General features: G+C 41.0%; 23 protein-coding genes, 2 tRNA genes and 3 rRNA genes. 16 read left to right on the top strand and 12 right to left on the bottom strand.

The window, feature by feature from the left end; translation table 11 throughout:
- Positions 1–124 precede the first annotated feature (124 nt).
- The 6 genes from EG365_RS05360 (at position 125) to secF (ending at position 6474) form a co-directional block, all read left to right on the top strand.
- Positions 125–1153 carry a hypothetical protein gene (locus EG365_RS05360; protein ID WP_001121095.1) on the top strand — a complete coding sequence of 343 codons (1029 nt, stop codon included), beginning with the start codon at positions 125–127 and terminating at the stop codon, positions 1151–1153.
- Positions 1154–1240: 87 nt separating this feature from the next.
- Positions 1241–1810, top strand: a complete 570-nt coding sequence (locus tag EG365_RS05365; RefSeq protein WP_000147156.1) for a LemA family protein — start codon at positions 1241–1243, stop codon at positions 1808–1810.
- 175 nt (positions 1811–1985) lie between these two features.
- The gene (gene tgt, locus EG365_RS05370; protein WP_000667231.1) at positions 1986–3119 is read left to right on the top strand and encodes a tRNA guanosine(34) transglycosylase Tgt; all 1134 of its coding nucleotides are present in this window, start codon (positions 1986–1988) and stop codon (positions 3117–3119) included.
- 98 nt (positions 3120–3217) lie between these two features.
- The gene (gene yajC / locus EG365_RS05375; RefSeq protein WP_000051669.1) at positions 3218–3547 is read left to right on the top strand and encodes a preprotein translocase subunit YajC; all 330 of its coding nucleotides are present in this window, start codon (positions 3218–3220) and stop codon (positions 3545–3547) included.
- Positions 3548–3598: 51 nt separating this feature from the next.
- Positions 3599–5500, top strand: coding sequence for a protein translocase subunit SecD (secD, locus tag EG365_RS05380; RefSeq protein WP_001270222.1), 1902 nt, complete (start codon positions 3599–3601; stop codon positions 5498–5500).
- A gap of 8 nt (positions 5501–5508) precedes the next feature.
- Positions 5509–6474, top strand: coding sequence for a protein translocase subunit SecF (gene secF, locus EG365_RS05385; protein ID WP_001984787.1), 966 nt, complete (start codon positions 5509–5511; stop codon positions 6472–6474).
- 63 nt (positions 6475–6537) lie between these two features.
- Here the strand turns inward: secF and coaBC are convergent, their stop codons facing one another.
- Entirely contained in the window at positions 6538–7791 is a 1254-nt protein-coding gene (gene coaBC, locus EG365_RS05390) for a bifunctional phosphopantothenoylcysteine decarboxylase/phosphopantothenate--cysteine ligase CoaBC (protein ID WP_000006958.1), read from the bottom strand.
- Positions 7792–7891: 100 nt separating this feature from the next.
- Between coaBC and radC the strand changes: the two genes are divergently transcribed.
- Together radC and EG365_RS05400 are read left to right on the top strand one after the other, a co-directional pair.
- Positions 7892–8611, top strand: coding sequence for a RadC family protein (gene radC, locus EG365_RS05395; RefSeq protein ID WP_012391988.1), 720 nt, complete (start codon positions 7892–7894; stop codon positions 8609–8611).
- 61 nt (positions 8612–8672) lie between these two features.
- The gene (locus EG365_RS05400) at positions 8673–9584 is read left to right on the top strand and encodes a bestrophin family protein (RefSeq protein ID WP_000637023.1); all 912 of its coding nucleotides are present in this window, start codon (positions 8673–8675) and stop codon (positions 9582–9584) included.
- Between the two features lie 7 nt (positions 9585–9591).
- On the opposite strand, the gene EG365_RS05405 is transcribed toward EG365_RS05400, so the two are convergent.
- Positions 9592–10443 carry a PHP domain-containing protein gene (locus tag EG365_RS05405; RefSeq protein ID WP_001161523.1) on the bottom strand — a complete coding sequence of 284 codons (852 nt, stop codon included), beginning with the start codon at positions 10441–10443 and terminating at the stop codon, positions 9592–9594.
- Between the two features lie 44 nt (positions 10444–10487).
- Here EG365_RS05405 and EG365_RS05410 point away from each other — a divergent pair, with 44 nt between their 5' ends.
- Genes EG365_RS05410 through EG365_RS05425 form a run of 4 tightly spaced genes read left to right on the top strand, consistent with a single transcriptional unit; the run spans position 10488 to position 13818 of the window.
- Entirely contained in the window at positions 10488–11102 is a 615-nt protein-coding gene (locus EG365_RS05410) for a septation protein IspZ (RefSeq protein WP_000645707.1), read from the top strand.
- A 34-nt stretch (positions 11103–11136) separates the two neighbouring features.
- A complete protein-coding gene (locus EG365_RS05415) occupies positions 11137–11439 on the top strand; it encodes a YciI family protein (RefSeq protein ID WP_001115787.1) in 303 nt (100 codons plus the stop codon).
- A gap of 4 nt (positions 11440–11443) precedes the next feature.
- Positions 11444–11923 carry a hypothetical protein gene (locus EG365_RS05420; RefSeq protein WP_001175200.1) on the top strand — a complete coding sequence of 160 codons (480 nt, stop codon included), beginning with the start codon at positions 11444–11446 and terminating at the stop codon, positions 11921–11923.
- A 23-nt stretch (positions 11924–11946) separates the two neighbouring features.
- Positions 11947–13818 (top strand): bifunctional tRNA (5-methylaminomethyl-2-thiouridine)(34)-methyltransferase MnmD/FAD-dependent 5-carboxymethylaminomethyl-2-thiouridine(34) oxidoreductase MnmC, encoded by a 1872-nt coding sequence (locus EG365_RS05425; protein WP_001043531.1) that lies wholly within the window; start codon positions 11947–11949, stop codon positions 13816–13818.
- Between the two features lie 51 nt (positions 13819–13869).
- Here EG365_RS05425 and EG365_RS05430 read toward each other — a convergent pair whose 3' ends face one another.
- Positions 13870–14184, bottom strand: a complete 315-nt coding sequence (locus EG365_RS05430) for a rhodanese-like domain-containing protein (RefSeq protein ID WP_000619820.1) — start codon at positions 14182–14184, stop codon at positions 13870–13872.
- Positions 14185–14275: 91 nt separating this feature from the next.
- Here EG365_RS05430 and EG365_RS05435 point away from each other — a divergent pair, with 91 nt between their 5' ends.
- Together EG365_RS05435 and EG365_RS05440 are read left to right on the top strand one after the other, a co-directional pair.
- Entirely contained in the window at positions 14276–14764 is a 489-nt protein-coding gene (locus tag EG365_RS05435; protein WP_001138893.1) for a YajQ family cyclic di-GMP-binding protein, read from the top strand.
- A gap of 35 nt (positions 14765–14799) precedes the next feature.
- A complete protein-coding gene (locus tag EG365_RS05440) occupies positions 14800–15294 on the top strand; it encodes a DUF4442 domain-containing protein (RefSeq protein WP_000083571.1) in 495 nt (164 codons plus the stop codon).
- A gap of 39 nt (positions 15295–15333) precedes the next feature.
- Here the strand turns inward: EG365_RS05440 and EG365_RS05445 are convergent, their stop codons facing one another.
- The 3 genes from EG365_RS05445 to EG365_RS05455 are packed head-to-tail and all read right to left on the bottom strand — an operon-like array spanning position 15334 to position 17092.
- A complete protein-coding gene (locus tag EG365_RS05445) occupies positions 15334–15756 on the bottom strand; it encodes an acyl-CoA thioesterase (protein WP_001287657.1) in 423 nt (140 codons plus the stop codon).
- Between the two features lies 1 nt (position 15757).
- Positions 15758–16195, bottom strand: coding sequence for a thioredoxin TrxC (trxC, locus tag EG365_RS05450; protein ID WP_000587647.1), 438 nt, complete (start codon positions 16193–16195; stop codon positions 15758–15760).
- Complete coding sequence (locus EG365_RS05455) at positions 16196–17092, bottom strand: alpha/beta hydrolase (RefSeq protein ID WP_000543478.1); 897 nt, start codon at positions 17090–17092, stop codon at positions 16196–16198.
- A 192-nt stretch (positions 17093–17284) separates the two neighbouring features.
- Here EG365_RS05455 and EG365_RS05460 point away from each other — a divergent pair, with 192 nt between their 5' ends.
- A complete protein-coding gene (locus EG365_RS05460; protein WP_001293924.1) occupies positions 17285–17620 on the top strand; it encodes a TIGR01244 family sulfur transferase in 336 nt (111 codons plus the stop codon).
- Between the two features lie 281 nt (positions 17621–17901).
- On the opposite strand, the gene EG365_RS05465 is transcribed toward EG365_RS05460, so the two are convergent.
- Positions 17902–19377 carry a hypothetical protein gene (locus tag EG365_RS05465; RefSeq protein ID WP_000700035.1) on the bottom strand — a complete coding sequence of 492 codons (1476 nt, stop codon included), beginning with the start codon at positions 19375–19377 and terminating at the stop codon, positions 17902–17904.
- A gap of 147 nt (positions 19378–19524) precedes the next feature.
- Between EG365_RS05465 and EG365_RS05470 the strand changes: the two genes are divergently transcribed.
- The gene (locus EG365_RS05470) at positions 19525–20898 is read left to right on the top strand and encodes a dihydrolipoyl dehydrogenase (RefSeq protein WP_000459659.1); all 1374 of its coding nucleotides are present in this window, start codon (positions 19525–19527) and stop codon (positions 20896–20898) included.
- A 200-nt stretch (positions 20899–21098) separates the two neighbouring features.
- On the opposite strand, the gene rrf is transcribed toward EG365_RS05470, so the two are convergent.
- The 5 genes from rrf to EG365_RS05495 form a co-directional block, all read right to left on the bottom strand.
- A 5S ribosomal RNA gene (gene rrf, locus EG365_RS05475) occupies positions 21099–21213 on the bottom strand.
- Positions 21214–21398: 185 nt separating this feature from the next.
- Positions 21399–24291, bottom strand: a 23S ribosomal RNA gene (locus tag EG365_RS05480).
- 340 nt (positions 24292–24631) lie between these two features.
- Positions 24632–24707 (bottom strand) — tRNA-Ala (locus EG365_RS05485).
- Positions 24708–24762: 55 nt separating this feature from the next.
- Positions 24763–24839: transfer RNA gene (locus EG365_RS05490), tRNA-Ile, on the bottom strand.
- A gap of 59 nt (positions 24840–24898) precedes the next feature.
- A 16S ribosomal RNA gene (locus EG365_RS05495) occupies positions 24899–26435 on the bottom strand.
- The 16S, 23S and 5S rRNA genes sit together here with 2 tRNA genes alongside, the layout of an rRNA operon.
- Positions 26436–26606: the final 171 nt, after the last annotated feature.

Here is a 26606-nt window from a genome sequence, read left to right on the forward strand (position 1 = left end):
TAATTTGAGGTTTAACCCAGCATCTATAATTAAAATAAAAATAGTCTTAGTATTTCTATTTATCTCTTTCAATTTAAAAGATAATCTAGAGTTAGCACTTTATGATAATCAACTCATTACTTTCATGCCAATTGATACCGCACAACAAGCACTTCATATAAGACGTAAAAAAAATACACAGGTCTTTCGTAATATTGCCCGACTTTGGGATGCTGGACAAAAGTCACAAACCGATCAAGAACTCTTAAACGCATTACATCCATGGCGTGAAGATCATAACCTTCGTTTTGTGAATACCCTGTCTTATTTATTAAGTATTTGCAGTATTACGACGCTATTATTTGGATATTTTTTTCATCCTCATATTCAATATAGTTGGAGTCTATTATGGGCATTTTTAACTGGTTTCCTCGCCTATTTGCTCTATGAACCGCAAAAACCTTTAACTGAAGTTATTCATTATTTAGAACAGCATATGACTGCTTTACGTTATGGCCTAAAGTTTCAGCAGTTACCAGCTTATCTTCCAATACAAGCCCAACCCATTTTAGTCTTAAGCAAATTAAAACAACACTTTCCACTTTTTAACCGAGGCAATGAAGCGAATGAAATTACCGAGTTTGCTTCAGTAACATGGAATGACGGCATTACAGATCATCAAGTCCTGCTATTTAAATACCACTATGTAAATAATTTACCTATTCTTCAAGACCAGAACAGCGATAAAAAAATAGTAAAAGAGATTCATAAAGACTTATGGGGCGCTTTTATTTTTCAAATACTAGCTTTAGGTATTGCTGTAAGTAATCAACGTTCTCGCTTTTTTGAACCATACTTAAGCGAATGGCAAAGTAGTGACATTCTCATTAACCAAGAACTGAGTATTTTCGGAACCGACCAGCACCAGTTAGCTAAAGAAATGAGTCCAAGTCTAACTTTAAAACTTCATGATTTTTTTCAACATTTTAGCGGGGATTTAATTTATCATCATGAAGAGCAAATATTATGTTATCTCGGTGAGCAAGATCTTTTTCAAACCATCAGTAAACGTAGTGAAATTCATGATATTCCCGCATTACGTGGTCACTTACGTACCATGACTATGCCGCAATATGAAAAATTTCAGCAATTCATGCTTAATTTAATTAAATAAATCTCTCGTACTGCTGAACTGGCAACTTATTAAAAAAAATAAGAAGTTAGAGGGCATAATGAGGGAATAACAATAAGAGGAGTAAAAATGACAGGTTTATTCATTTTCTTGGGGATTTTCGTTGTACTGATTGCTTGGGGCATCCACATTCGCAATAACATTGTGCGTTATTTCAATGCGACCAAACGCGCTTGGGCTGAGGTTGCCAATTTCGAACGCCAGAAAGTAAAAACACTTGAAGCACTAGAAACCACACTCAATCAATATACTCAGTTCGAGAAGTCAACTTTAGAACAAGTAACTGCTTTACGTCAGCAAATTCTAAGTTTGAATGTCGATCATACTGATATTGCTCAATTACAACAGATTGAAAAAATGAGCAAAGAGCTAATCCACAGCCTAAATGTCGTGGTTGAAAACTATCCTGAACTAAAAGCAGATACGCTCTATGGCAAAATGATGGATGATATTCAGGAACAAAACGAAAATGTCGGCGCGGCAATCAGCATTTTTAACCGCAACGTCGAAGTATTTAATAATCAGATTGAAGTGTTCCCAAATAATATTATCAATACGATGACTTTATCTAAAAAAACAATTCGTCCTTTTCGAGATAATTTGGCTACTGACAATTTTGACTATAAACCGAACTTTTAGTCGAGGTAAAAAAGCAATCGGTCAACCGGAAATTTGACCGATTTTATAGTCAGCTACATTTAGTAGTAGAACTACGTCGCAGAATCAAGGAAAATAGCCCTCTTTTTAGCAGCGAACTGTTTTTTCGCCCTTGCACTGCCCTAAGGCATTGCTTGCTATTGTTCAGGATTTTTAAATGAAGTTTGAAAAATTAGGTCAGTCGGGTCGTGCCCGTCGTGGTCGTTTAACTTTAGAACATGGTGTTGTTGAAACCCCTGTTTTTATGCCGGTGGGGACTTACGGTACAGTCAAAGGCATGCTGCCACGTGATATTGAAGATATTCAGGCACAAATTATTTTAGGTAATACCTTCCATTTATATTTGCGTCCGGGCCTTGAAGTGATCAAGCAACACGGCGGCTTGCACGACTTTATTAAATGGAATAAGCCAATTTTGACTGACTCTGGCGGCTTCCAAGTATTTAGTCTTGGCGCTATGCGTAAAATTAAGGAAGAAGGTGTTACTTTCCGTTCTCCGATTGATGGTTCAAAAGTCTTTTTATCGCCTGAAATTTCAATGGAAATTCAGCATGTATTGAACTCTGACATTGTCATGATTTTTGATGAATGTACGCCTTATCCTGCGACACATGAAGAAGCACAAAAATCATTACAGCTTTCTTTGCGCTGGGCAAAACGCTGTAAGACTCATCACCACGATGAACTTAAAAATAAAAATGCGTTATTTGGCATTATTCAAGGCGGCATGTATGAAGACTTACGTGATGAGTCTTTAAATGGCTTACTTGAAATCGGCTTTGACGGTTACGCAATTGGCGGTTTGTCAGTTGGTGAACCAAAAGAAGAGATGATCAAGGTTTTAGATTATCTTCCAAACAAGATGCCGCATGACAAACCACGTTACCTGATGGGTGTAGGTAAACCTGAAGATATCGTTGAAGCGGTGCGCCGTGGTGTCGATATGTTTGACTGTGTAATGCCAACACGTAACGCACGTAATGGTCATTATTTTGTCACTGATGGTCTGGTACGTATTCGTAATAGTAAATATCGTCATGACCAAGGACCACTTGACCCACACTGCGATTGCTATACCTGTAAGAACTTTACTCGTGCTTACCTGTTCCACCTTGAGAAGTGTGGAGAGATGTTGGCATCTATGCTTGGTACCATTCATAACTTACGTTATTACCAACGTTTAACTGAAGGTATGCGTGATGCATTAGACAATGGCACTTTTGATGAATTTGTTCAGGACTTTTATGCCCGCCGCGGATTAGAAGTTCCACCATGCCCTGTCGATGAATAAGCGAGATTTGCGCTCAACCTCAAGACAAGGTAAATTGCAAAACGAATTAGGATTATGTCAGGTATCTGACTCATATTTTTTAACTTTAGGAAATTAAAATGAGCTTGTTCATTTCTACTGCACATGCAGCTCCAGCAGCAGCCCAAAGCCCTGGCCTTTTACCAAACATTTTGATGATTGTTGTATTCGTTGCAATCTTCTATTTCTTAATTTGGCGTCCTCAAGCAAAACGTGCAAAAGAACACCGTTCTTTAATCGAAAGCTTGGGTGTTGGTAGCGAAGTTGTCTTTGCTGGCGGTTTAATGGGCAAAGTAACTAAACTTGAAGGTGACTATGCGGTTGTTGAACTTAACCGTGGTGTAGAAGTAAAAATTCAGCGTGCCAGCGTAATTTCTGTATTACCAGAAGGCACTCTAAATAACCTTTAATCATAAAACAGTCGTGCTTTAGCACGGCTTTTTCATTTAAGAAGAAAGCGAATGCGTTACCCTGCATGGAAATATTTACTGATTCTGGTTGTTCTGGTAGTCAGTACATTATACGCACTGCCTAGTCTATATCCGGATGAGCCCGCCGTTCAAATTTCCGGTGCCAAAGCTGGTACCCAAATTGATCAAAGTGTGGTGCAAAAAGCAGAGCAAATTTTAAAAACAGCAAATATTGCAAGCCACGATAATACTTTTACAAATAATGCTGCTCTCTTGCGTGTCAGCTCTTCTGAAGCGCAATTGAAAGCAAAAGAAGTATTACGCCGTGACTTAGGTGATCAATATGTTGTAGCCCTAAACCTTGCACCAACAACTCCAGAATGGTTGCAAAAAATTGGGGCGAAACCAATGAAACTTGGTTTGGACTTACGTGGTGGTGTCCACTTCTTGCTTGAAGTAGATATGGACAAAGCCATTTCCCAACGTATGGAAACCTCTGCCACTGATTTGCGTCGTCAGTTCCGTGAAAACAAAATTAAATTTAACAATCTTGCGTTAAATAATAATGTGATCACTGTTCAGTTTGCTGACAATGCGGATCGTGATGCAGCAATGGATTTTTTACGCCGTAATGGTAATGAATATACCCAACAGGCATTAGCGAGCACGACAGGTTCAATCTTAAAGCTCACTTATACTGATGTACGTCGTCAAGAAATTCAGGCTTATGCAGTTAATCAGAACTTAACAACACTACGTAACCGTATTAACGAACTTGGTGTTGCAGAAGCTTTAGTACAAAGTCAGGGTAGCAACCGTATTGTCGTTGAATTACCGGGTGTTCAAGATACAGCAGAAGCTAAACGTGTTTTAGGCCGTACTGCTAACCTCGAATTCCGTTTGGTATCTGACTTAAATGATCAATATATTGATCCATATACGGGTAAATATAATGGTCAACCGTTACCTCCGGGTACGGAAGTTTTTGCTTATCAGTCTTTAGATAGTGGTCGCCAACTGTTGTTGCAACGTAACCGTATCTTGACTGGTGAACGCGTTCAAAATGCAAGTTCTGGCTTTAGCCAAGACTCTGGTGGTGCCGAAGTAAATATTACGCTCGATAGTGCTGGCGGTAAGCTGATGTCAGATGCAACCCGTAATGCAGTTGGAAAACGCATGGCGGTATTGTTCATCGAAAATAAACAAAAGATTAGCTACGTTACAGATCCAAAAACTGGTGCTCAAACAGAAGTTCGTACACCATATACCGAGTCTGTCGTGATTAATGCCGCAACCGTCCAAGCCGTTTTAGGTTCAACTTTCCGTATTACTGGTTTAAGTTCACCTCAAGAAGCATCTGAACTTGCGTTAATGCTTCGTGCCGGTGCTTTAGCTGCGCCAATGTACTTCGTTGAAGAGCGTGTTGTTGGTCCAAGCCTTGGTCAAGAAAACATTGATAAAGGTGTACTATCAACGCAAATCGGTTTCTTGCTTGTTGCAATCTGGATGGTCGTGTTCTTCCGTCTATTTGGTTTAATCGCGAACTTTGCACTTGTATTTAACTTGGCAATGATTTTAACCATTATGTCTTGGATAGGTGCTTCCCTCACCTTACCGGGTATTGCGGGTATCGTCATCACCATTGGTATGGCCGTCGACGCCAACGTACTGATATGTGAACGTATTCGAGAAGAAATGCTCTGGGGGGCCTCACCTAAACAGGCTATTGTGGCAGGTTATGATCGAGCCTATAACACCATTTTCGACTCGAACTTAACAACGTTCCTTGTTGCATTCATTCTGTTTGCAATCGGTACTGGCCCGATTAAAGGTTTCGCCGTGACATTAATGATCGGTATTATTTGCTCAATGTTTACTGCAATTACAGTAACGCGTGCGATTGTACAAATCATTTATGGTAAACGCCGTAACTTGAAAAAGTTGAGCATTTAAGGAGATCTATGATGACTAAAGTGACTCAACAGCCTTCAAAACAATATGGTCGTCCGGATGATGCAAAAATCATCCCGTTCATGAAGATTGCTAAACCTGCAGCAATCTTCTCGATCCTTATTACTTTAGCGAGCATTTTCTTTATTGCGACCAAAGGTCTTAACTTAGGTTTGGACTTTACCGGTGGTGTTTCAGCTGAGCTTAACTATGCTCAGCCAGCAAATCAGGCAGAAGTTATTCAGGCTCTCGATAAAGCTGGTTTTAAAGATGCTGTAGTACAAACTTTAGGTAGTAATAAAGACTTACTTGTTCGTATGCCAGTACAAGATATTAAGGTTGAAGATCTTAATAACGCCATTACCAAAGCTGTGCAATTACCAAACAATGCAGCAGAAGTTCATAAAGTGGACTCTGTAGGCGGTCAGGTAGGTAACGAGCTTTATGTTCGTTCGGCTGGCGCTGTTGCACTTGCGCTGATTTTAATGTTGATCTATGTCACCATTCGCTTTGAGTTCAAACTCGCAATGGGTGCCGTGATGTCTTTATTCCATGACATCATCATCATTATTGGTGCATTTGCTTTATTCCAATGGCCATTTGACCTGACAGTTTTAGCTGCGGTACTTGCGGTGATTGGTTTCTCGCTTAACGATAACATCGTTGTTTCAGACCGTATCCGTGAAAATTTCCGTAAAATTCGCGGCGCGACTCCACGTGAAATCGTTGATATTGCGTTAACTGAGACTTTACGTCGTACCATCCATACCTCAATGACATTATTGCTTGTAGTACTTGCAATGATGTTCTTGGGTGGTGATGGCTTACACTGGTTCTCTGTTGCAATGTTTGTCGGTGTCTTTGTCGGTACTTACTCTTCGATTTATATCGGTACAGCATTTGCCTTATGGCGTGGTCTTAACCGTCAAGACTTCATTGTTCAGGTCAAACCTGAATTTGAAGATGAAATCCCTTGATTGTCTAAATGAGACTATAAAAAAACCGCGATTTATTCGCGGTTTTTTTATTTGGTTCAAAAATTATTTACGGCGTAACGCATCTGAAATAGCTTCAACTAGCTGTTGAGAAATTTCTTGCTTAGATGCTTTTTCTAACTCACGTTTTTTCATATGGTAACTTTCAGCAAAAAATACTGTCATCGCATTTTCATCAGAAGCAAAGCCAATATCGGCGCGAGAAACATCGTTACATGCAATCATATCTAGCTTTTTAGCAACGAGTTTCCCTGCTGCATATTCTTCAACATTCTGCGTTTCGGCAGCAAAGCCCACCATAAATGGACGTTTTTCCTGAGCTGCAATGGTTGCCACAATATCCGGATTTTTTACAAGGGAAACATTCAGCTCATCCCCTGCTTTCTTAATTTTATGCTCTGCCACTTCGGCGACGCGATAATCAGCTACAGCCGCCGTCGCAATAAAGATGTCACAGCCAGTCTCAAGCGACTCCATACTGACATCTAACATTTGTCGAGCCGAAGCAACATTTACACGTTGAACACCGTTTGGAGTATCTAAACTTACAGGACCAGCAATTAACGTAACTTTTGCGCCTGCTGCATAACATGCCGCAGCTAAAGCAAAGCCCATTTTTCCAGTACTATGATTTGAGATATAACGGACAGGGTCAATCGCCTCACGGGTTGGTCCAGCAGTAATTACAACTCGCTTACCTGCCAACAACCCAAATTTTTCAGCAATTGCACGTTGGGCTTGATGGAAATAACCCGCCACTTGCCTTGCAATTTCTTCTGGTTCTGGCATACGGCCTAAGCCTACATCACCACACGCCTGCTCCCCTGCATCTGGCATAATCACATGTACGCCATCTTCAACCAGAGTTTGCAAATTACGCTGAGTTGCTTTTGCAGCCCACATTTGCTGGTTCATCGCAGGAGCGACCCACACAGGCGCTTTAGTTGCTAAAAATAAAGTACTGAGTAAGTCATCTGCCAAACCATTAGCAAACTTAGCTAATGTGTCACAGCTTGCTGGAGCAACCAGTAATAAATCAGCCCAACGAGCCAATTCAATATGGCCCATTCCAGCTTCAGCCTCAGGGTCTAAAAGCTCGGTATGTACAGGATTTCCTGAAAGAGCCTGAAAGGTTAGAGGTGTAATAAATGCTTGAGCTCCGTGTGTCATCACAACCCGAACGTCAAAACCATAATCTTTAAGACGACGGACCAAAATGGCACTCTTATAGGCAGCAATCCCACCTGTAACAGCTAAAACAATGTTTTTATGAGGAATAACACTTAAATCAAAGCTCACGAACAGGATACCTTTCTGTTGCAGTGGCGCTCACAATAGCATTAAATACGCGCAGACCCAAGATTGATTGGGCAAACAAAATAAATTTTTAAGCAGAATCTTGCTGGGGAATATGAATACTTCTATTAAAAATTGGCCAGAACAAGAACGGCCAAGAGAACGGTTATTACAACAAGGCCCTCAAAGCCTTTCTGACTCTGAACTACTCGCGATCTTTCTTCGCTCAGGTTCACGTCAACATTCAGCAGTAGAGCTCGCACGTTTACTGATTCAACAGTTTGGTAGTCTAAACGCTGTTTTCGATGCATCTTACAATGAATTAGCTCAATTTAATGGTATTGGAGCTACCAAGTATTCCCAATTACTGGCCGTAAAAGAGCTTGGACGGCGTTATCTCGACTATCATTTTAGTCAGACTGAGCTAAGCCTTCATTCTTCTCATTTAGTTCTAGATTATTTACGTTACGAATTAAAAGGTGAAAAACAAGAAGTCTTTGCGGTACTTTGCTTAGATGCCGAGTTGAGAAAACTACATTTTAAAAAGTTATTTTTTGGTTCAGTTCAACACTGCGCTGTTTCAGTGAATCAAACTTTACGTTATGCCTTACAACAGCACGCTTGCCAATTAGTAATAGCACATAACCACCCATTTGGTTCCGCACAGCCCTCTCTCGAAGATATTAAACTCACACAACAACTTGAACAGGCCTGTCAGCTTGTTGAAATTCGTCTGCTGGACCATTTTATTATCTCGCCAGAAGGTAGCTTTTCATTTGCTGAACAACAACTGCTCAACCCTACCTCAATAGCCGTTCAATGATATTGACAAAGCTTCACTAAGCTTAGAATATCAAAACAAAAATAGCGACGTTTAAAATAAAATGATTGTTCGTGAACAGCCCAGTATTTTTAAAGTTTTATTCTCTTGGCGAGGGACGATATTACCTAAAATTTTGCCCTCTTTAGGGGTAGTAATGCTGATTTCGGCAATCATTGGTGGGGTTGAATACATTAACCTTTATCGTTTTCCAGAAATTCCTTTAGTTGGCTTTACTTTAATTGGTGTCGTACTTTCTATTTTTTTAGGTTTTAAGAATACTGCATGTTATGACCGCTGGTGGGAAGCCCGAAAATTATGGGGGGTCCTGATTGCAACTTCGCGTCATTTCGACCGTGACTGCCGAATTTTAACTCAAGCCCGCCGTGAACGTGTCATTCAGCACGTTATTGTATTTGCCAATGTATTACGTGACCGTTTACGCCGTCAAACAGCCAACCCCACCGAGCTAATACAAACCAGTGGCATGAGCCAACAAGCACTTACCCAACTTTACCAACAAAATAACGCACCTCAATATACGCTTAGCCTTATTCAATGGGAATTATTACAAGCGCTTAAAGAAGGGGAAATTTCAGATATTATTTATGCTCAAATGAATAAGAATGTTGCAGATCTAAGTGTCGTACAAACTGGCTGTGACCGTATTGCAAATACTCCTATTCCGTTTGCTTATTCAGTTTTGCTTAACCGTACTGTTTATTTTTTCTGTTTTATGTTGCCGTTTAGCTTAGGATCTTTGCTTGGTTTAGCAACGCCTTTACTGGTTGGAATTCTGGCTTATACATTTTTAGGACTTGATGCTTTAAGTACCGAAATTGAAGAACCATTTGGCACGCAAAGTAATGATTTACCTTTAGATGCAATGGTACGTAGTATCGAAATTGAGCTTTTGGGGACACTTGGTAAGCCCACACCTCCTCCAATTCAAGCTCAAGATAACAACTTGCTCTAAAATGCGATTAGATAAAACGTTCCCAAATGCCTTGCTGGTTACTCGCTGGTTTAGGGGTGTTTCCTAATTTAATCCACGGCATATTTTCACCATGAAAATCGCTACCAATTGAAATAGCCAAATGATGCTGTTCAATCATACGATCAATCATTTGGCGAGTAGATAAAGGATCTACAGGAGGCGGCAGCTCCACCGCATCTCCACCATAACTTGCAAATATCTCAATCAAATACCGGGTATTTGTAGCCGATAAATCATAACGGGTTGGATGAGCTAAAACTGCAAATCCTTTACTGTTATGAATAACCTCAATGGTTTCTTTTAAACCCAATCCTTCAAACTTTACAAAAGCACGCTTCCCTTCTTTTAAAAAACGATCGAAAGCTTGTTGAGGACGGCTCACTACATTCTTTTCAACTAAGGCTTTAGCAATATGGGTTCTGGTAATCCGGTCTGGTTGATTTTCAACTTTATCGAGCACATCTTGATAAATATCAAAGCCAATACATTTTTTTAATAGTTCACAAATAACTTCAGCCCTTTGTGCTCTAATTCTTTTTTGTTGTTCTAATGCTTCTAAAATTGGAGCTTCATCTTGCATATTTAAAGCCACAATATGTACGCCATAGCTTTTTTTCGTGCTTGGTCGTGACCACTGGCTTGAAATCTCTACACCAGAAATAATTTGCAAATCATGGGGTTGTGCAGCATTTTTTGCACGCTGCAATCCATCCATCGTATCGTGATCGGTTAGCGCTAAAGTATGCAACTTCACATCGACAGCAGCTTGCACTAGCAATTCCGGAGACAAAGTTCCATCAGAAATATTGCTATGTGTATGTAAATCTATGCCTTGCATCTTTTATACTATGCCATTCACCAAACCTGATCAGATACTCTAACATGAAAGCACTACTGGACTTTGTTCCATTAATTATTTTCTTTTATTTATATAAGACAGTTGATCCAGCCGATACACAGCATCCTTTACTCAAACTGATCGGGTCTGCTGGCGGTGTTGATAATAATAATATTCTTGTCGCTACTACCGGTTTAATTATTTCAATGCTGGTAGTGTATGGTGCGTTGTTCATCATGCAAAAGTTCCGTCTGGATAAACAGCAATGGATTGTGCTGTTCATGACAGTCATTTTTGGTGGTATTACCCTTATGTTGAGCGATGATTTTTACATCCGCTTAAAAGCCGCTATTTTGAATCTAGTTTTTGCAGGTGCTTTCTTAGTTTCACCTTGGTTTGGTAAAGACCGTAAGCCTCTTATTCAACGTTTATTTGATCCGATTTTAGCCTTAAGCGAAAAAGGTTGGAAAAATTTAAACTTTGCTTGGGCAGCTATGTTTGTCGTGATGTCTGGTTTACATGTTTTCTTTGCGTTTTTATTCCACGGCGGAAAATATTGGGGTGAATTTACTGCATTTGGTGACATGATTGTCATGTTTTCATTTATCATTATTCAGTTCATTATTTTACGTAAACATTTTAAGTCACCAGATGCTTAATGTGGTTTCGGATTGATTATAGAGATACGATGACATGCCTTTTTTTGTTCTAAGCTGTACCGATAACGAAGGAACTCTAGAGAAACGTTTAGCAGTACGTCCTCAACATATCGAACGTTTGCAAAAACTTGATGATGAAGGTCGTCTAGTTGCTGCTGGAGCGATGCCAAAAGACCCTAATGACCCGCAAGCTGGTTTCTATGGCAGCACCATGATTGTAGAGTTTGATACACGTGAAGCCTTAGATGAATGGTTAAAAGAAGAACCATTTTTGAAAGAAGGCATCTATAGTCATGTTGATGTCAAACCATTTAATAAAGCATTTCCAAAAGGGTAAACGCATGCAGCTTGCAACCAAAAGCTTTCTTGGCTTGTGTTTGATATGTTCAACTGCCGGAGCAGTTGAACCTGCTGCGACACCAGCAACGCCTCCAACTGCAGCGTCAACACAGAATGCTAAACCAGCACCTACTTCTGCAACTGTAGCTAAACCCGCGACTACAACAGCACCAACCTCAACACAACCGCTTACAGCAGAACAAATCGCAAAGAACAAGCAACAGCAAGATGCAAAAATTAAGGCTTTAGTTCAAGATCAAGCATCTCGTCTAAAACAGCTAGAACATGCAAACCTTGAAGCGCTAGCACAAAACCAAGAATTGCAGCTAAAGAACGATAACTTGTCTGTTCAGGTACAAGTTTTACAAAGTGAACGTAGTGCTCAAATGTTCTTATATGGCGCAGTAACTCTTGCAGGTGGCGTACTGCTTGGCTTCTTTATTGCGAGTTATGTTTACACCAAACGTCGACGTCAGTGGTAATCCTGAGCGACTTATTAAACCGAATGAACAAATCAAACCGTATACAAACTGCTGAGCTGGATTGGGAATCTATTGATGGTATTGAAGTTCCCATTTCCAAACAATTTGGTGATGTCTATTTTTCTAAAGATAATGGTCTGCTTGAAACACGGCATGTATTTTTAAATGGCAATGACCTATCAGAACGATTAGCCAATTTACAAGATTTTGAATATTTCAGTGTAGGAGAAACCGGGTTCGGCACTGGTTTAAATATTCTTGCGCTCTGGCAACTATGGCAACAAGTACGTCCAAATAACCACAGTCATTTACATGCAATTAGCGTCGAAAAGTTTCCTTTAAGCAAAGCTGATCTCATTCGTGCTTTAAATGTATGGGATGAACTTAGACCGCTTTCCAAACAACTTATTGAGCAATATCCCTTCCCTCTTGCAGGCTGCCATCGTTTAAGTTTTCCAGAAGAGCGCTTCAGCATCGACCTATGGTTAGGAGATGCACAAGATATTTTTCCAAGTATGGTAAAAACGAAGGCAGTGAATGCTTGGTTTCTAGATGGTTTTGCGCCTTCTTGTAATCCGGACATGTGGGAACAAAATGTTTTAAATAATATTGTTCGGCTTTCCGACTATGGCACTACCTTTGCCTCATTTAGTGTAGCTGGTATTCTCAAACGTGGGCTAAAGGCTCACGGAGTCGATATTACTCGTCCTCGCGGTTTTGGGCATAAACGGGAAATGCTTAAAGCCGTTTGGAAAGCACCTGTAAGTGAAGAAATTTTATTAGAACCAGTTAGAGATACTTTCCAATTTACTCAGCAGCGTATCGCCGTAATTGGCGCTGGGATTGCAGGTTTAAGCACAGCTTGGGCATTTGCTCAACGTGGGCATCAGGTCACTCTATTTGAGCGTACAGTGCCGTTATCAGGTGCTTCTGGCAATCCGTTGGCATTGCTTAATCCGAAACTATGCCCAATTGAACAAAGCCATGAGCATCTCATGACTTTAAGCTGGCAACATGCATTAAATTTCTATAAAAATTTTCAAGCCTTTCGTCCCATTCAAATACAGCAAATGGCTTTAAAAAATGCACAAGATCTTCTCGATCTTGCTGATCAATATCCTGCTGATATTGTCACGCAGCAAACAAGCTCACTTGAATCAGACTATCCACATATTTTGTTGACCGAAGCTGGAGCAGTTTCTCCGCACCAATTACGCGATGAGATTTTGCAACATCCAGGTATTGAACTGAAAATTGCCAATATCACGACACTTATTTCTTTTGAAAATAAAGTTCAATTAAAAAGTGGTAATGAAACTACTTTAGAGGCTGATCATGTCGTGGTGTGCTGCGCCAGAGAAAGTGCTGCTTTATTTGAAAATTATCCGCTATTAAAACCTATACGTGGACAGGTGAGCTGGGTTGATAATTCTTTTGCAACCTTACCTTTAAACGAAGCCTATAGCTATGGCGGTTATTGTATGCAACTGAATACGTCTGAACTTATTCTAGGGGCTTCTTTCTACCCAAACCGAGACGATCAAGAAGTACTGCTTGATGACCATGTGCATAACTTTGAATTAATCCACAGCGTTTTCCCTCATTATGCAAAACAATTACCACCAGTCGAACAATGGCAAGGACGAGCATCAGTTCGCGCTCAAAGTCCAGATTATTTTCCACTTGTGGGAAAAATGCAGAATGAAAGCCGTATTTCTACTTTTGCAGGTTTAGGCTCAAAGGGCTTTTTATTTGCGCCGCTTTGTAGTGAAGTTTTAGTGGCCCAAATTTTAGGTGAAGCTTGTCCTGTTCCCAAAAGCCTATTACAGAAATTAGATGCCCAACGTTTTCAAAAGAAAGTTAAACCTAAGAAACCTTATTTTAAATCTCAATAGTGCACTTGAGAAAATTTGGTCCCAATAAAAAAGCACCCGAAGGTGCTTTTTTTATGCGCCCTGCTCTAGAGGTAAACCTGCGTCACGAGCTGCACGCGTCCCTCCCATCAGCACGACATATTCACGCGAGGCATCTAAGCCTTCTAGTTTCTCAGCTGCACGAGGAGCTTTGCTACCACCACCACATAAAATATAAATCGGCTGATCCGCAGCGACCTGGTTCAAAATATCAGCATTTAAATCATTAATTGGGCGGCTTACCGCACCTTTAACATGCCCTTCTGCATAAGCACTTGAATCACGGACATCCCAGATAACAGCATTTTCTGGGAACTCAAATGTTGTAATTTCTTGTTTACGGATCATTGTGCACTCCTTTGATGTAAACAACACTTGGCAAATGAAGAAAACCCTCTTAGCATCTCAAATATTCTTTCACTTTGTAAAGGTCTAAACTATGCCTTCTTTCGATATTGTTTCCGAATTAGAGTTATTTGAAGTTAATCACGCTGTACAAAACACCCAAAAAGAGATTGCAACACGTTTTGACTTCCGTGGTCATGATGTTTCTATCGAATTAAATGAAAAAAATAAAGAGATAAAAATCAGTACAGAAAGTGATTTCCAGTGTGAACAAGTTTATAACATGTTAGAAAATCACTTTTATAAACGTAAAATTGATGTGCAAGCGCTTGACCCACAGAAAGCAACAGCATCAGGCAAAAATTTTGTACAAGTGATTAAACTAAAAGATGGCCTTGACTCTGATACAGCAAAAAAAATTAATAAAGCCATTAAAGAAAGTGGCATCAAAGTGCAATCATCTATTCAAGGTGACAAAATCCGTGTAACTGATAAAAAGCGTGACACTTTACAACAAGTGATGGCTTTTTTACGTGAACAACAATTTGGTCTGCCATTACAATTTAATAACTTTAAAGATTAATGTCTTAGCATGATATTCCCAATTAAGGTAATCCCATGTCTCAATCCAATCGTCTATTAAAACTGGTAAAAGCAACTTCAAAATTCCCTAAAGGTATTCGGAGTACGCTTTGGAGTAAGGCATTTGGCCGCATTGTGCCAATGGTGGGTACAGCAAACATTCGCTATCTGGAAGTAGATGTAAACCATGTGACGGTTCGCTTAGAGAATCAAAAAAATATGCAGAACCATATTAAAGGTGTCCATGCTGCGGCTATGGCGCTTTTGGCAGAAACTGCAACAGGTTTTCTAACGGGTTTACATATTCCAGATAACCGTATTTTATTAATCAAATCATTACATGTTGATTATTTAAAAGTGGTTGAAGGTGGTTTAACAGCAACAGCGACTCTCTCTACCGAACAGCAAAAATATATTGCTGATCATGAGAAAGGTGAACTTGTTATTCCAGTTACAGTGATTGATGATGCTGGTAATGAACCGATTCAATGCCAAATGTTATGGGCATGGTTACCTAAACGTAAGAAATAAAGATATAAAAAAGCCCAAATTCAAATTTGGGCTTTTTTATTACGATTCTTGAGAGGCAAGAAATTTCTGTTTCGCTTCCTCAGGAATCTGACGTTTGTTGCCTTTTACATCTACTGCAACAAAGGTAAAGACCCCTTCAGTAATACGAATTGGGGCACGAGAGTCATCATGGCTATCCCAAACTTCAATTTGCATTTGAATAGAGGTATTACCCACTTTTAGGATTTTGGTATAGCAGCTAATGACAAAGCCTACTTTTACCGGAACCAAAAAGGTCATCTGATTAATGGAAATCGTAGCACAGCGACCACGACTAAAACGCTCCGCGTGAATTGCTCCAGCCAAGTCCATTTGTGACACGATCCACCCACCAAACACATCACCACTCCAGTTTGTATCTGCTGGCATGGCAATCGTTTGTAAGGATAAAATTCCTTCTGGTTTGGTATAAGCTTCTGACACCTTAGCTCCCGAAATTCGTTTGAAGTTGTTGATCTAGCCACTGTTGCAATTCAGGCGCGCGTAATGCTCCGCTCATTCGAGCAACTTCTGTGGTTTTATTCATTAATACAAGGGTAGGAATACTTCTCACATTAAATGCTTGGCTTAAGCGAGGAGACTCTTCGGTATTAATCTTGGCAAAAATGACACGTGGATTTTGTTTTGCAACTTGTGCAAAATGTGGCGCCATCATTTTACAAGGTCCGCACCATTCTGCCCATAAATCTATCAAAATAGGCAGATCACTATTTGTGATGTAGTTGCTAAAGTTTTGTTCATTTAACTCAATTGGCTCAAGCGGGAGTAATGGCTGATGACATTGTCCACAACTCGGTTGAGCGGTAAGTTTTTCCTCTGGTACTCTATTTTTTGCATCGCACGATGCACATACAATAATCATTTACATCACTCCTATATGCTGATGTAAAAATTCTAATTGGGTCGTCACTGCTTTTTCAAACCATGAACCGTGATAGATATCAAAATGTTTCATATCCCATTCATGATAACTCACAAAAGGAGCAATATTAGTCGCAGCTTCACGACTAGACTCAATTGGAATCAAAGAATCATGCTGAGCCGCAATAAATAAAACTGGAATATTAATTTGACGTACAAGTTGAATTGGGCGATAACGCATCAAATTAAAAAACACGCGTGCCGGGACTTCTCCACTCCAGTAATAATCCGGATTCACAATCGATAAATAACCATAATAGCTATCTGCTGTTGGCATAAAGCACAATTTATATTGATCTACCACAGGTAACCTTTTAGGGTTAAGGCCCATTTTTGAACCCATATAATCTTGGCTCGACAACTTTAAAGCTTGGGGATAACGCTGTAGTGGATATAATTTTGCTGTTTCCGCACCATCAACATATGGAATTTGTACCATAATGGCCTGAATATTCTTTAATTCAGAAGCTAGGCTTAAAGCATATCCCCCACTTAAGGATGTTCCCCACAATACAATTCTTCGGTTATCTATAAATTTACACGTAGAAGCGTATTGGATCATGGTCTTCCAGTCTTCTAGTTGAGAGTTGATAGAAATCATCTCTCGGGGCTTACCTGTACTTCCACCCCAATATCGGTAATCAAATAAAATAACCGCATAGCCAGCTTGAGCAAAACGCTGGGCATATTGAATGAGTTTGAATTGACGTAATCCGGCAAAACCATGTGCCATGATAATTACCGCAGATTTATTATTTGTTTTTGGAATATAAAAGTCAGCTGCGATCATTTCCTGATCACATGGAACATATAAAGGCTCAACCGTATAAGCGTGCATATGTGCTCCGTGGCATTATGGTCGAAGTAATGAATTTACAAAAAACATCCTGATCGCCTTTTAAAAATCTAGAGCTGTTCTTTTACATAAATTTTATCTATGTAGGAACAACGTTTTAGTGTCTTGTATCTCAGGTTAAGCTTAATGCTATGATACAGCATAAGAGGTTTTATTAAATTTTGGAGTGACGAAATGTCAGAGAATGTTGGTTTCGCAGGTCAAATTGGCCCAGAACATGTGGGTCAAGTTGTAGAAAAAGGCTTTAAATCTATTATTAATAACCGTCCTGACATGGAAGGTGGTCCAGAACAACCTACCAGTGCTCAAATTGAAGAAGCAGCACGCCAAGCTGGCCTAGATTATGTTTATCAGCCTGTTGTAGCTGGCCAAATTACTGAACTTGATGTTCGTACTTTTGCAAATCACTATAATGAACTTCCAAAACCGGTCCTCATGTTCTGCCGTACTGGAAACCGTTCAAATAATCTTTATCAATTAGCCAAACAAATGGATTTGTTAGACGATTAAATAAATTCATAAGCTCTATTTTTATTTAAAGATAGAGCTTTTTTTTAATAAAAAAAAATATACAACTGCATCAATTCAACAGATATACAAACTGTCTTCAGCTAAAGTTGTTAAGTCACTTTTTATTTTCTTAGTTATTTTATGAATAAATTGATTTTTTTATTAGTAAGCTGCTTTATTCTCAGCGCATGTTCATCTATGCAAGTACGCCCTACTGTCGGGGTAAGTATGGGAACACAACTCTAAAAAAAGAAGCAGCTCAAAGGCTGCTTCTTTTTATATTAATTACCATTTGAACAGTTTGGATCTATTCCATATGGACTTTCCATATTTGGGCCATTAAGATCCGTAAGGCTGACATCTTTAGTTAAATAACCTAAAGTTAAGGATGTAGAACCTTTAATTAAACTTCCCGAAACTGTAGATTTAGCCGTTAACTGAACAGTTAACCATGATGCATAAATTTTAGGATATTGAATTTTAAGATCAAAACGTCCATTTGCATCTGTCGTATATTTATTATTGGTTGCAGCGGTACCTGCACTGTTAATATACGATACAACTTGGACTGTAGAATTTTCTTTAAGCGGCTTTAATTGATTAATAACGTCCCCATTCACATTTACAGCTTGGACTGGTGATGTACAGGCTGTTCTAATAACAGGAAGATATTCATCTGGTTTACCATCAGTTGGATTAGAAGTATCAACAAACCCATATCGACCCTTATAATACGCAAGAGCATTAACGCCCATGACTACATCTTGATTGGGTATCGGTTTACCATCCACATCAGTCACTTGTACTGAAATATTTTTATAGTAGTAGACTCCATCACTTGAATCTTCCATTGTGGTCGGATTATATGCTACGGCAATAGCGCCTACTGCTACTGGTACATCAGAATTAACCACATCAAGTTTATAAGTATAAATTTTTGTAGATTGGCCAAAGTTTGCTTCTAAAACAAGATCATCTGTTACGAACTGACCAGCACTATATGATGAGGTTCTTTGATTTTCACTAAAAGATAAAGTATAGCTGATCTGACCATTTACATCAGTTTGTGTCGCATTAGGAGTAAATTTGACACCATTTAAAACTGAATTTCTAACTTTAAGTGTAATCGCTTGGTTTGCTAAAGTTGCACCATTTGCATCTACAGCTGTTAATGTGACGGTTGTTTGATCACCTCTAACATTTAGAGAGGTTTTTGTAGCATCAAACAATACAATACTCGTAGTATCAGCTTCGACAGTACTGTTGCTACCTGTTACTGTCACTGTCTGTTCTTGAGTAAGCGTACCATTATTCGTAGAGACTTTTAATTTGAAACCATTTTTCACCAACTCATTTATCGAACTCGATGTTTTTGGTGTTTTTATAATGTATATAGCATTACCTGCCGCATCAGTAGTTTGAGTAGATACGCCTTCTATAGATACGTTATTTGTTGGATCATCTAATTCCAAAGTGACATTAGCACCAGCAACACCGCCTTTATTCTTATCTAAAGCTCTAACAGTAACAGTTAAAGTATCATTCGTTGCGGCAACTGATAATTTATCTAGTTCTATCTTTAAAGCTGTAGCAGTCGCTTGCTGAGATCCGCTATTATTACTTCCAGATGATGAGTTATTTGATGAACCATTTTGGTAATAGCCATCACCGCCTCCCCCGCCACAACTTGCTAACATAATTGACACAGCAATAGCCGACAACTTTAAGGTAAGTTGTTTTTTATACATAATTTTCATTTCCCCAATCTTTCCTAAAGGTATAAGATTTTTTAATTATTTATATTATTAGTGTAATCATATTCACCATACTCTGTAAACATAAATTACATTGAGTTTTATTATGTAACTTATTAAGTGAAAAACTTATAGATATTGGAATTTATAATGTTCGATATTATCATCATTGGCGCAGGTACTGCTGGTATTAGCGCATACAAAGAAGCCGTTAAACATACCAACAATATTTTAATTATAAATGATGGACCATGGGATACCACTTGCGCACGTGTAGGGTGTATGCCAAGTAAAGTCTTAATCTCTACTGCAAACCGTATGCATGATATACAAAATGCTCAAGAGGTTGGGCTGAGTGCTTCAGCAGATATTAGTACTGATCAGGTTATGGAGCATGTGAGAACCTTACGTGATCGTTTTACTAAGGCCACAGTAAAAGATGTCGAACAATGGCCCACTGAACATAAAATTTCGGGTAAAGCTCATTTTATTGATGCAAAAACTATTGAAGTAAATGGTAAACGGTATCAGTCAAAAAGTTTTATTTTAGCAGTAGGCTCTACACCTAATTATGATCAAACTTGGAAACAAGAATTAGATGATCGTCTTATTACTACAGATCAAATATTTGAATTAAACACCCTACCCAAGTCTATCACTATTATTGGAAGTGGAGTAATTGCCCTAGAAATTGCCCAAGCCATGCATCGTTTGGGTGTAGAAACCACTATATTTGCTCGTAGTAAAAGAATTGGGACATTTACTAGTCCTAAGCTACAACAACTCGCTCAAGAAGAACTGAGTAAAGAGTTAAATTTTTTATTTGAGACATTGCCTCATGAGGTTAAATCTACTTCTGATGGTGTTATATTGAATTATAAAATTAATGAAAAAGAAGAATCTATCCAGACTGAGTACGTGTTATCTGCAACAGGTCGTTCGAGCTTACTTGACACGCTAAAGTTAGAAAATATTGATAAGTCTTTTAAAGATATTAAATTACTACCTGTAAATGCAAAAACTAAACAACTAGATAACTATCCAATTTTTATTGCTGGTGATGCATACACTTCTACCCCTTTACAACATGAAGCTGCCCATGAAGGTAAAAAAGTTGTTCATAACTGTTTGAATTATCCACAGGTAAACGCAGTTAAAACACTTACTCCATTAGGAATTGTATTTAGTCATCCAGAAATGGCAATTGTGGGACAAAGTTATAAACAACTTAAAGATAATGGAGTAGATTTTGTTACAGGTGAAGCATCTTATGAAAGACAAGGAAGAGCTATCGTACTCGGGAAAAATAAGGGTGCTATTGAAGTTTATATAGAGCGAGGAAGTCAGAAATTGCTTGGTGCAGAGTTATTTACCGAAGCTACAGAACATATGGCTCATCTATTAAGCTGGATTATTGGAGAAGAGCTAACTTTAAATGATATTTTAGAGAAACCTTTTTATCATCCAACACTAGAAGAAGGCCTGCGTACTGCTCTTAAACATGCTCGCAGACAGTTGAAATAATTATTATTAAAAGAGAGTTCTCTTGCAAAGTTAGCTCTTTATACTTCAAGAAGCCTTCTTCTGTTGAGTGATACATTTTTGCTTGATTGAGGCTAAATTCGTTCAGCTAGATAATACACAGTTTATTTTTATTCCCTAACCACTTTTTACCCAAAAAAAACACCCCAACCTCTTTTGAGATTGGGGTGTTTAGAATAATGAGCTGGCGATGACTTACTCTCACATGGGTAATCCCACACTACCATCAGCGCTAAGAGGTTTCACTTCTGAGTTCGGGAAGGGATCAGGTGGTTCACTCTTGCTATGGTCGCCAGCACAACTGTTTATGGATACTTGCTTAGGTCTTACTTGATGCCGAAGCGTTTTCCAAATCTGTAACAGACTGGGCTGAATTGAATCTTACTTTATCTGTTCATTTTAGCTAGAGGTATAACTAAATCAAGTTGTCTTGCATACTTAAGAATCGATTGATGCTTCATATACAACTGCTTGGGTGTTGTATAGTCAAGCCTCACGAGCAATTAGTATTGGTCAGCTTCACATATCACTATGCTTCCACATCCAACCTATCAACGTCCTAGTCTCGAACGGCTCTTTAGAGGACATAAAGTCCTAGGGAAATCTTATCTTGAGGTAGGCTTCCCGCTTAGATGCTTTCAGCGGTTATCCCTTCCGAACATAGCTACCCGGCGATGCGACTGGCGTCACAACCGGTACACCAGAGGTTCGTCCACTCTGGTCCTCTCGTACTAGGAGCAGATCCTCTCAAATTTCCAGCGCCCACGGTAGATAGGGACCGAACTGTCTCACGACGTTCTAAACCCAGCTCGCGTACCTCTTTAAATGGCGAACAGCCATACCCTTGGGACCTGCTTCAGCCCCAGGATGAGATGAGCCGACATCGAGGTGCCAAACACCGCCGTCGATATGAACTCTTGGGCGGTATCAGCCTGTTATCCCCAGAGTACCTTTTATCCGTTGAGCGATGGCCCTTCCATACAGAACCACCGGATCACTAAGACCTACTTTCGTACCTGCTCGACTTGTGGGTCTCGCAGTTAAGCGCGCTTTTGCCTTTATACTCTACGCGTGATTTCCGACCACGCTGAGCGCACCTTCGTACTCCTCCGTTACTCTTTAGGAGGAGACCGCCCCAGTCAAACTACCCACCAGACACGGTCCTCGTCCCGGATCACGGGACAGAGTTAGAACCTCAACATTACCAGGGTGGTATTTCAAGGACGGCTCCACTGGAACTAGCGTTCCAGCTTCAAAGCCTCCCACCTATCCTACACAAGTAAGGTCAAAGTTCAGTGTCAAGCTGCAGTAAAGGTTCACGGGGTCTTTCCGTCTAGCCGCGGGTACACTGCATCTTCACAGCGATTTCGATTTCACTGAGCCTCTGCTGGAGACAGCGCCGCCATCATTATGCCATTCGTGCAGGTCGGAACTTACCCGACAAGGAATTTCGCTACCTTAGGACCGTTATAGTTACGGCCGCCGTTTACTGGGGCTTCGATCAAGAGCTTCGCTTACGCTAACCCCATCAATTAACCTTCCAGCACCGGGCAGGCATCACACCCTATACGTCCACTTTCGTGTTTGCAGAGTGCTATGTTTTTAATAAACAGTTGCAGCGGCCTGGTTTCTGCGGCTGTCGTCAGCTCAGGAAGCGAGTTCCATCACCAACAACAGCGTACCTTCTCCCGAAGTTACGGTACCATTTTGCCTAGTTCCTTCAGCAGAGTTCTCTCAAGCGCCTTGGTCTACTCGACCTGACCACCTGTGTCGGTTTCGGGTACGATTCCTGTGTAACTGAAGCTTAGAGACTTTTCCTGGAAGCATGGCATCAACCACTTCGCTGTACAAGTACAGCTTGCTATCAGATCTCAGCATAGAGTACCCCGGATTTGCCTAAGATACATGCCTACATCCTTTCACCTGGACAACCAACGCCAGGCTGATTTAGCCTTCTCCGTCCTCTCATCGCATTACACAGAAGTAATGGAATATTAACCATTTTCCCATCGACTACGCCTTTCGGCCTCGCCTTAGGGGTCGACTCACCCAGCCCCGATTAACGTTGGACTGGAACCCTTGGTCTTTCGGCGAACGGGTTTTTCACCCGTTTTGTCGTTACTCACGTCAGCATTCGCACTTCTGATACCTCCAGCATGCTTCTCAACACACCTTCATCGGCTTACAGAACGCTCCCCTACCACGTATACAAAGTATACATCCGCAGCTTCGGCACATAGTTTTAGCCCCGTTACATCTTCCGCGCAGGCCGACTCGACTAGTGAGCTATTACGCTTTCTTTAAAGGGTGGCTGCTTCTAAGCCAACCTCCTAGCTGTCTATGCCTTCCCACATCGTTTCCCACTTAACTATGATTTTGGGGCCTTAGCTGGCGGTCTGGATTGTTTTCCTCTTGACTACGGACGTTAGCACCCGCAGTCTGTCTCCCGGATAGTACTCATAGGTATTCGGAGTTTGCATCGGTTTGGTAAGTCGGGATGACCCCCTAGCCGAAACAGTGCTCTACCCCCTATGGTATTCGTCCGAGGCGCTACCTAAATAGCTTTCGGGGAGAACCAGCTATCACCAGGCTTGATTAGCCTTTCACCCCTATCCACAAGTCATCCCCTGGCTTTTCAACGACAGTGGGTTCGGTCCTCCAGTTAGTGTTACCCAACCTTCAACCTGCTCATGGATAGATCGCCTGGTTTCGGGTCTATACCCAGCAACTAAACGCCCTATTAAGACTCGATTTCTCTACGGCTCCCCTATACGGTTAACCTCGCTACTGAATATAAGTCGCTGACCCATTATACAAAAGGTACGCAGTCACACCACGAAGGTGCTCCCACTGCTTGTATGCATGCGGTTTCAGGATCTATTTCACTCCCCTCACAGGGGTTCTTTTCGCCTTTCCCTCACGGTACTGGTTCACTATCGGTCAGTCAGGAGTATTTAGCCTTGGAGGATGGCCCCCCCATATTCAGACAAGGTTTCACGTGCCTCGCCCTACTCGTCATCATTATGTGTGCCCTTTCGTGTACGGGAATATCACCCTCTACGTTCGCACTTCCCAGAGCGTTCCACTAAAACACACATAACTTAATGGGCTGATCCCCGTTCGCTCGCCGCTACTGAGGGAATCTCAATTGATTTCTTTTCCTAAGGGTACTGAGATGTTTCACTTCCCCTCGTTCGCCTTGCAACACTATGTATTCATGTTGCAATACCTACCTTAAAGTAGGTGGGTTCCCCCATTCAGACATCTCCGGATCAAAGGATATTTGCCGCCTCCCCGGAGCTTTTCGCAGGCTATCACGTCTTTCATCGCCTCTGACTGCCAAGGCATCCACCACATGCACTTAATTACTTGACTATACAACCCCAAACAGTCGATGTTACCTACAAGTTAGTAACTTCAACATTTCAGTTTAGAGCACTGTGCACTTAAGCACTGTACAGCTTCAATCTAAATTCACATACCAAAACGCTTGATTCAGTTAATTTGCTAGTTCTCAATTCATCTAGATTAATTGCTTAACCTAAACTCTTGAGTGAACAATTTATTTCAGACTCAATTTTGCCAATCTGTTAATGAGTTAATGTGTCTTCGTCAGATCACACTAATTACCGTGATAATGAAATCACAGAAGTTAATAAACCAAGATCTTAATCTTTATTTACTAATTTCTGTAATCCGAACTTATCTTAAGTTCTGGTGGAGACTAGGAGAGTCGAACTCCTGACCTCCTGCGTGCAAAGCAGGCGCTCTACCAACTAAGCTAAGTCCCCAGCTTACATCATCAATCATGTATCTTTTATCTATAACTTCAACCAGTCAAAGTCATGGTGGGTCTGACAAGACTTGAACTTGTGACCCCACGCTTATCAAGCGTGTGCTCTAACCAACTGAGCTACAGACCCTCAGATACATCTATGAAGAACAACTTGTTGTGGATTCTTACCAATCGTCAATCTTTCGTTAAGGAGGTGATCCAGCCGCAGGTTCCCCTACGGCTACCTTGTTACGACTTCACCCCAGTCATCGGCCACACCGTGGTAACCGCCCTCTTTGCAGTTAGGCTAGCTACTTCTGGTGCAACAAACTCCCATGGTGTGACGGGCGGTGTGTACAAGGCCCGGGAACGTATTCACCGCGGCATTCTGATCCGCGATTACTAGCGATTCCGACTTCATGGAGTCGAGTTGCAGACTCCAATCCGGACTACGATCGGCTTTTTGAGATTAGCATCACATCGCTGTGTAGCAACCCTTTGTACCGACCATTGTAGCACGTGTGTAGCCCTGGCCGTAAGGGCCATGATGACTTGACGTCGTCCCCGCCTTCCTCCAGTTTGTCACTGGCAGTATCCTTAAAGTTCCCATCCGAAATGCTGGCAAGTAAGGAAAAGGGTTGCGCTCGTTGCGGGACTTAACCCAACATCTCACGACACGAGCTGACGACAGCCATGCAGCACCTGTATCTAGATTCCCGAAGGCACCAATCCATCTCTGGAAAGTTTCTAGTATGTCAAGGCCAGGTAAGGTTCTTCGCGTTGCATCGAATTAAACCACATGCTCCACCGCTTGTGCGGGCCCCCGTCAATTCATTTGAGTTTTAGTCTTGCGACCGTACTCCCCAGGCGGTCTACTTATCGCGTTAGCTGCGCCACTAAAGCCTCAAAGGCCCCAACGGCTAGTAGACATCGTTTACGGCATGGACTACCAGGGTATCTAATCCTGTTTGCTCCCCATGCTTTCGTACCTCAGCGTCAGTATTAGGCCAGATGGCTGCCTTCGCCATCGGTATTCCTCCAGATCTCTACGCATTTCACCGCTACACCTGGAATTCTACCATCCTCTCCCATACTCTAGCTCACCAGTATCGAATGCAATTCCCAAGTTAAGCTCGGGGATTTCACATCCGACTTAATAAGCCGCCTACGCACGCTTTACGCCCAGTAAATCCGATTAACGCTCGCACCCTCTGTATTACCGCGGCTGCTGGCACAGAGTTAGCCGGTGCTTATTCTGCGAGTAACGTCCACTATCTCTAGGTATTAACTAAAGTAGCCTCCTCCTCGCTTAAAGTGCTTTACAACCATAAGGCCTTCTTCACACACGCGGCATGGCTGGATCAGGGTTCCCCCCATTGTCCAATATTCCCCACTGCTGCCTCCCGTAGGAGTCTGGGCCGTGTCTCAGTCCCAGTGTGGCGGATCATCCTCTCAGACCCGCTACAGATCGTCGCCTTGGTAGGCCTTTACCCCACCAACTAGCTAATCCGACTTAGGCTCATCTATTAGCGCAAGGTCCGAAGATCCCCTGCTTTCTCCCGTAGGACGTATGCGGTATTAGCATCCCTTTCGAGATGTTATCCCCCACTAATAGGCAGATTCCTAAGCATTACTCACCCGTCCGCCGCTAGGTCCAGTAGCAAGCTACCTTCCCCCGCTCGACTTGCATGTGTTAAGCCTGCCGCCAGCGTTCAATCTGAGCCATGATCAAACTCTTCAGTTAAAATCATTTTGCACCTTATTTATAGACAAGGTGCCAATTCTGGCTCATCAATTACTGACTTAAATTTCGCTCAAATAAACTTCGAGTAATTTAAACCAATCAATCAATGAAAATTATTTCGATTAATCAATCAGTAAAAATCCACACAAGTTGTTCTTCAATTCTCTTAAT

This window comes from Acinetobacter sp. FDAARGOS_494 (assembly GCF_003812225.1).
GTDB classification, from domain to species: domain Bacteria; phylum Pseudomonadota; class Gammaproteobacteria; order Pseudomonadales; family Moraxellaceae; genus Acinetobacter; species Acinetobacter baumannii.

Bases quoted from the DNA above. Each gene is read 5' to 3' on its own strand.
- EG365_RS05360 (WP_001121095.1), top strand. From the start codon at position 125: ATGCCAATTGATACCGCACAACAAGCACTTCATATAAGACGTAAAAAA.
- EG365_RS05365 (WP_000147156.1), top strand. From the start codon at position 1,241: ATGACAGGTTTATTCATTTTCTTGGGGATTTTCGTTGTACTGATTGCT.
- tgt (WP_000667231.1), top strand. From the start codon at position 1,986: ATGAAGTTTGAAAAATTAGGTCAGTCGGGTCGTGCCCGTCGTGGTCGT.
- yajC (WP_000051669.1), top strand. From the start codon at position 3,218: ATGAGCTTGTTCATTTCTACTGCACATGCAGCTCCAGCAGCAGCCCAA.
- secD (WP_001270222.1), top strand. From the start codon at position 3,599: ATGCGTTACCCTGCATGGAAATATTTACTGATTCTGGTTGTTCTGGTA.
- secF (WP_001984787.1), top strand. From the start codon at position 5,509: ATGATGACTAAAGTGACTCAACAGCCTTCAAAACAATATGGTCGTCCG.
- EG365_RS05400 (WP_000637023.1), top strand. From the start codon at position 8,673: ATGATTGTTCGTGAACAGCCCAGTATTTTTAAAGTTTTATTCTCTTGG.
- EG365_RS05405 (WP_001161523.1), bottom strand. From the start codon at position 10,443: ATGCAAGGCATAGATTTACATACACATAGCAATATTTCTGATGGAACT.
- EG365_RS05410 (WP_000645707.1), top strand. From the start codon at position 10,488: ATGAAAGCACTACTGGACTTTGTTCCATTAATTATTTTCTTTTATTTA.
- EG365_RS05415 (WP_001115787.1), top strand. From the start codon at position 11,137: ATGCCTTTTTTTGTTCTAAGCTGTACCGATAACGAAGGAACTCTAGAG.
- EG365_RS05420 (WP_001175200.1), top strand. From the start codon at position 11,444: ATGCAGCTTGCAACCAAAAGCTTTCTTGGCTTGTGTTTGATATGTTCA.
- EG365_RS05425 (WP_001043531.1), top strand. From the start codon at position 11,947: ATGAACAAATCAAACCGTATACAAACTGCTGAGCTGGATTGGGAATCT.
- EG365_RS05430 (WP_000619820.1), bottom strand. From the start codon at position 14,184: ATGATCCGTAAACAAGAAATTACAACATTTGAGTTCCCAGAAAATGCT.
- EG365_RS05435 (WP_001138893.1), top strand. From the start codon at position 14,276: ATGCCTTCTTTCGATATTGTTTCCGAATTAGAGTTATTTGAAGTTAAT.
- EG365_RS05440 (WP_000083571.1), top strand. From the start codon at position 14,800: ATGTCTCAATCCAATCGTCTATTAAAACTGGTAAAAGCAACTTCAAAA.
- trxC (WP_000587647.1), bottom strand. From the start codon at position 16,195: ATGATTATTGTATGTGCATCGTGCGATGCAAAAAATAGAGTACCAGAG.
- EG365_RS05455 (WP_000543478.1), bottom strand. From the start codon at position 17,092: ATGCACGCTTATACGGTTGAGCCTTTATATGTTCCATGTGATCAGGAA.
- EG365_RS05460 (WP_001293924.1), top strand. From the start codon at position 17,285: ATGTCAGAGAATGTTGGTTTCGCAGGTCAAATTGGCCCAGAACATGTG.
- EG365_RS05465 (WP_000700035.1), bottom strand. From the start codon at position 19,377: ATGAAAATTATGTATAAAAAACAACTTACCTTAAAGTTGTCGGCTATT.
- EG365_RS05470 (WP_000459659.1), top strand. From the start codon at position 19,525: ATGTTCGATATTATCATCATTGGCGCAGGTACTGCTGGTATTAGCGCA.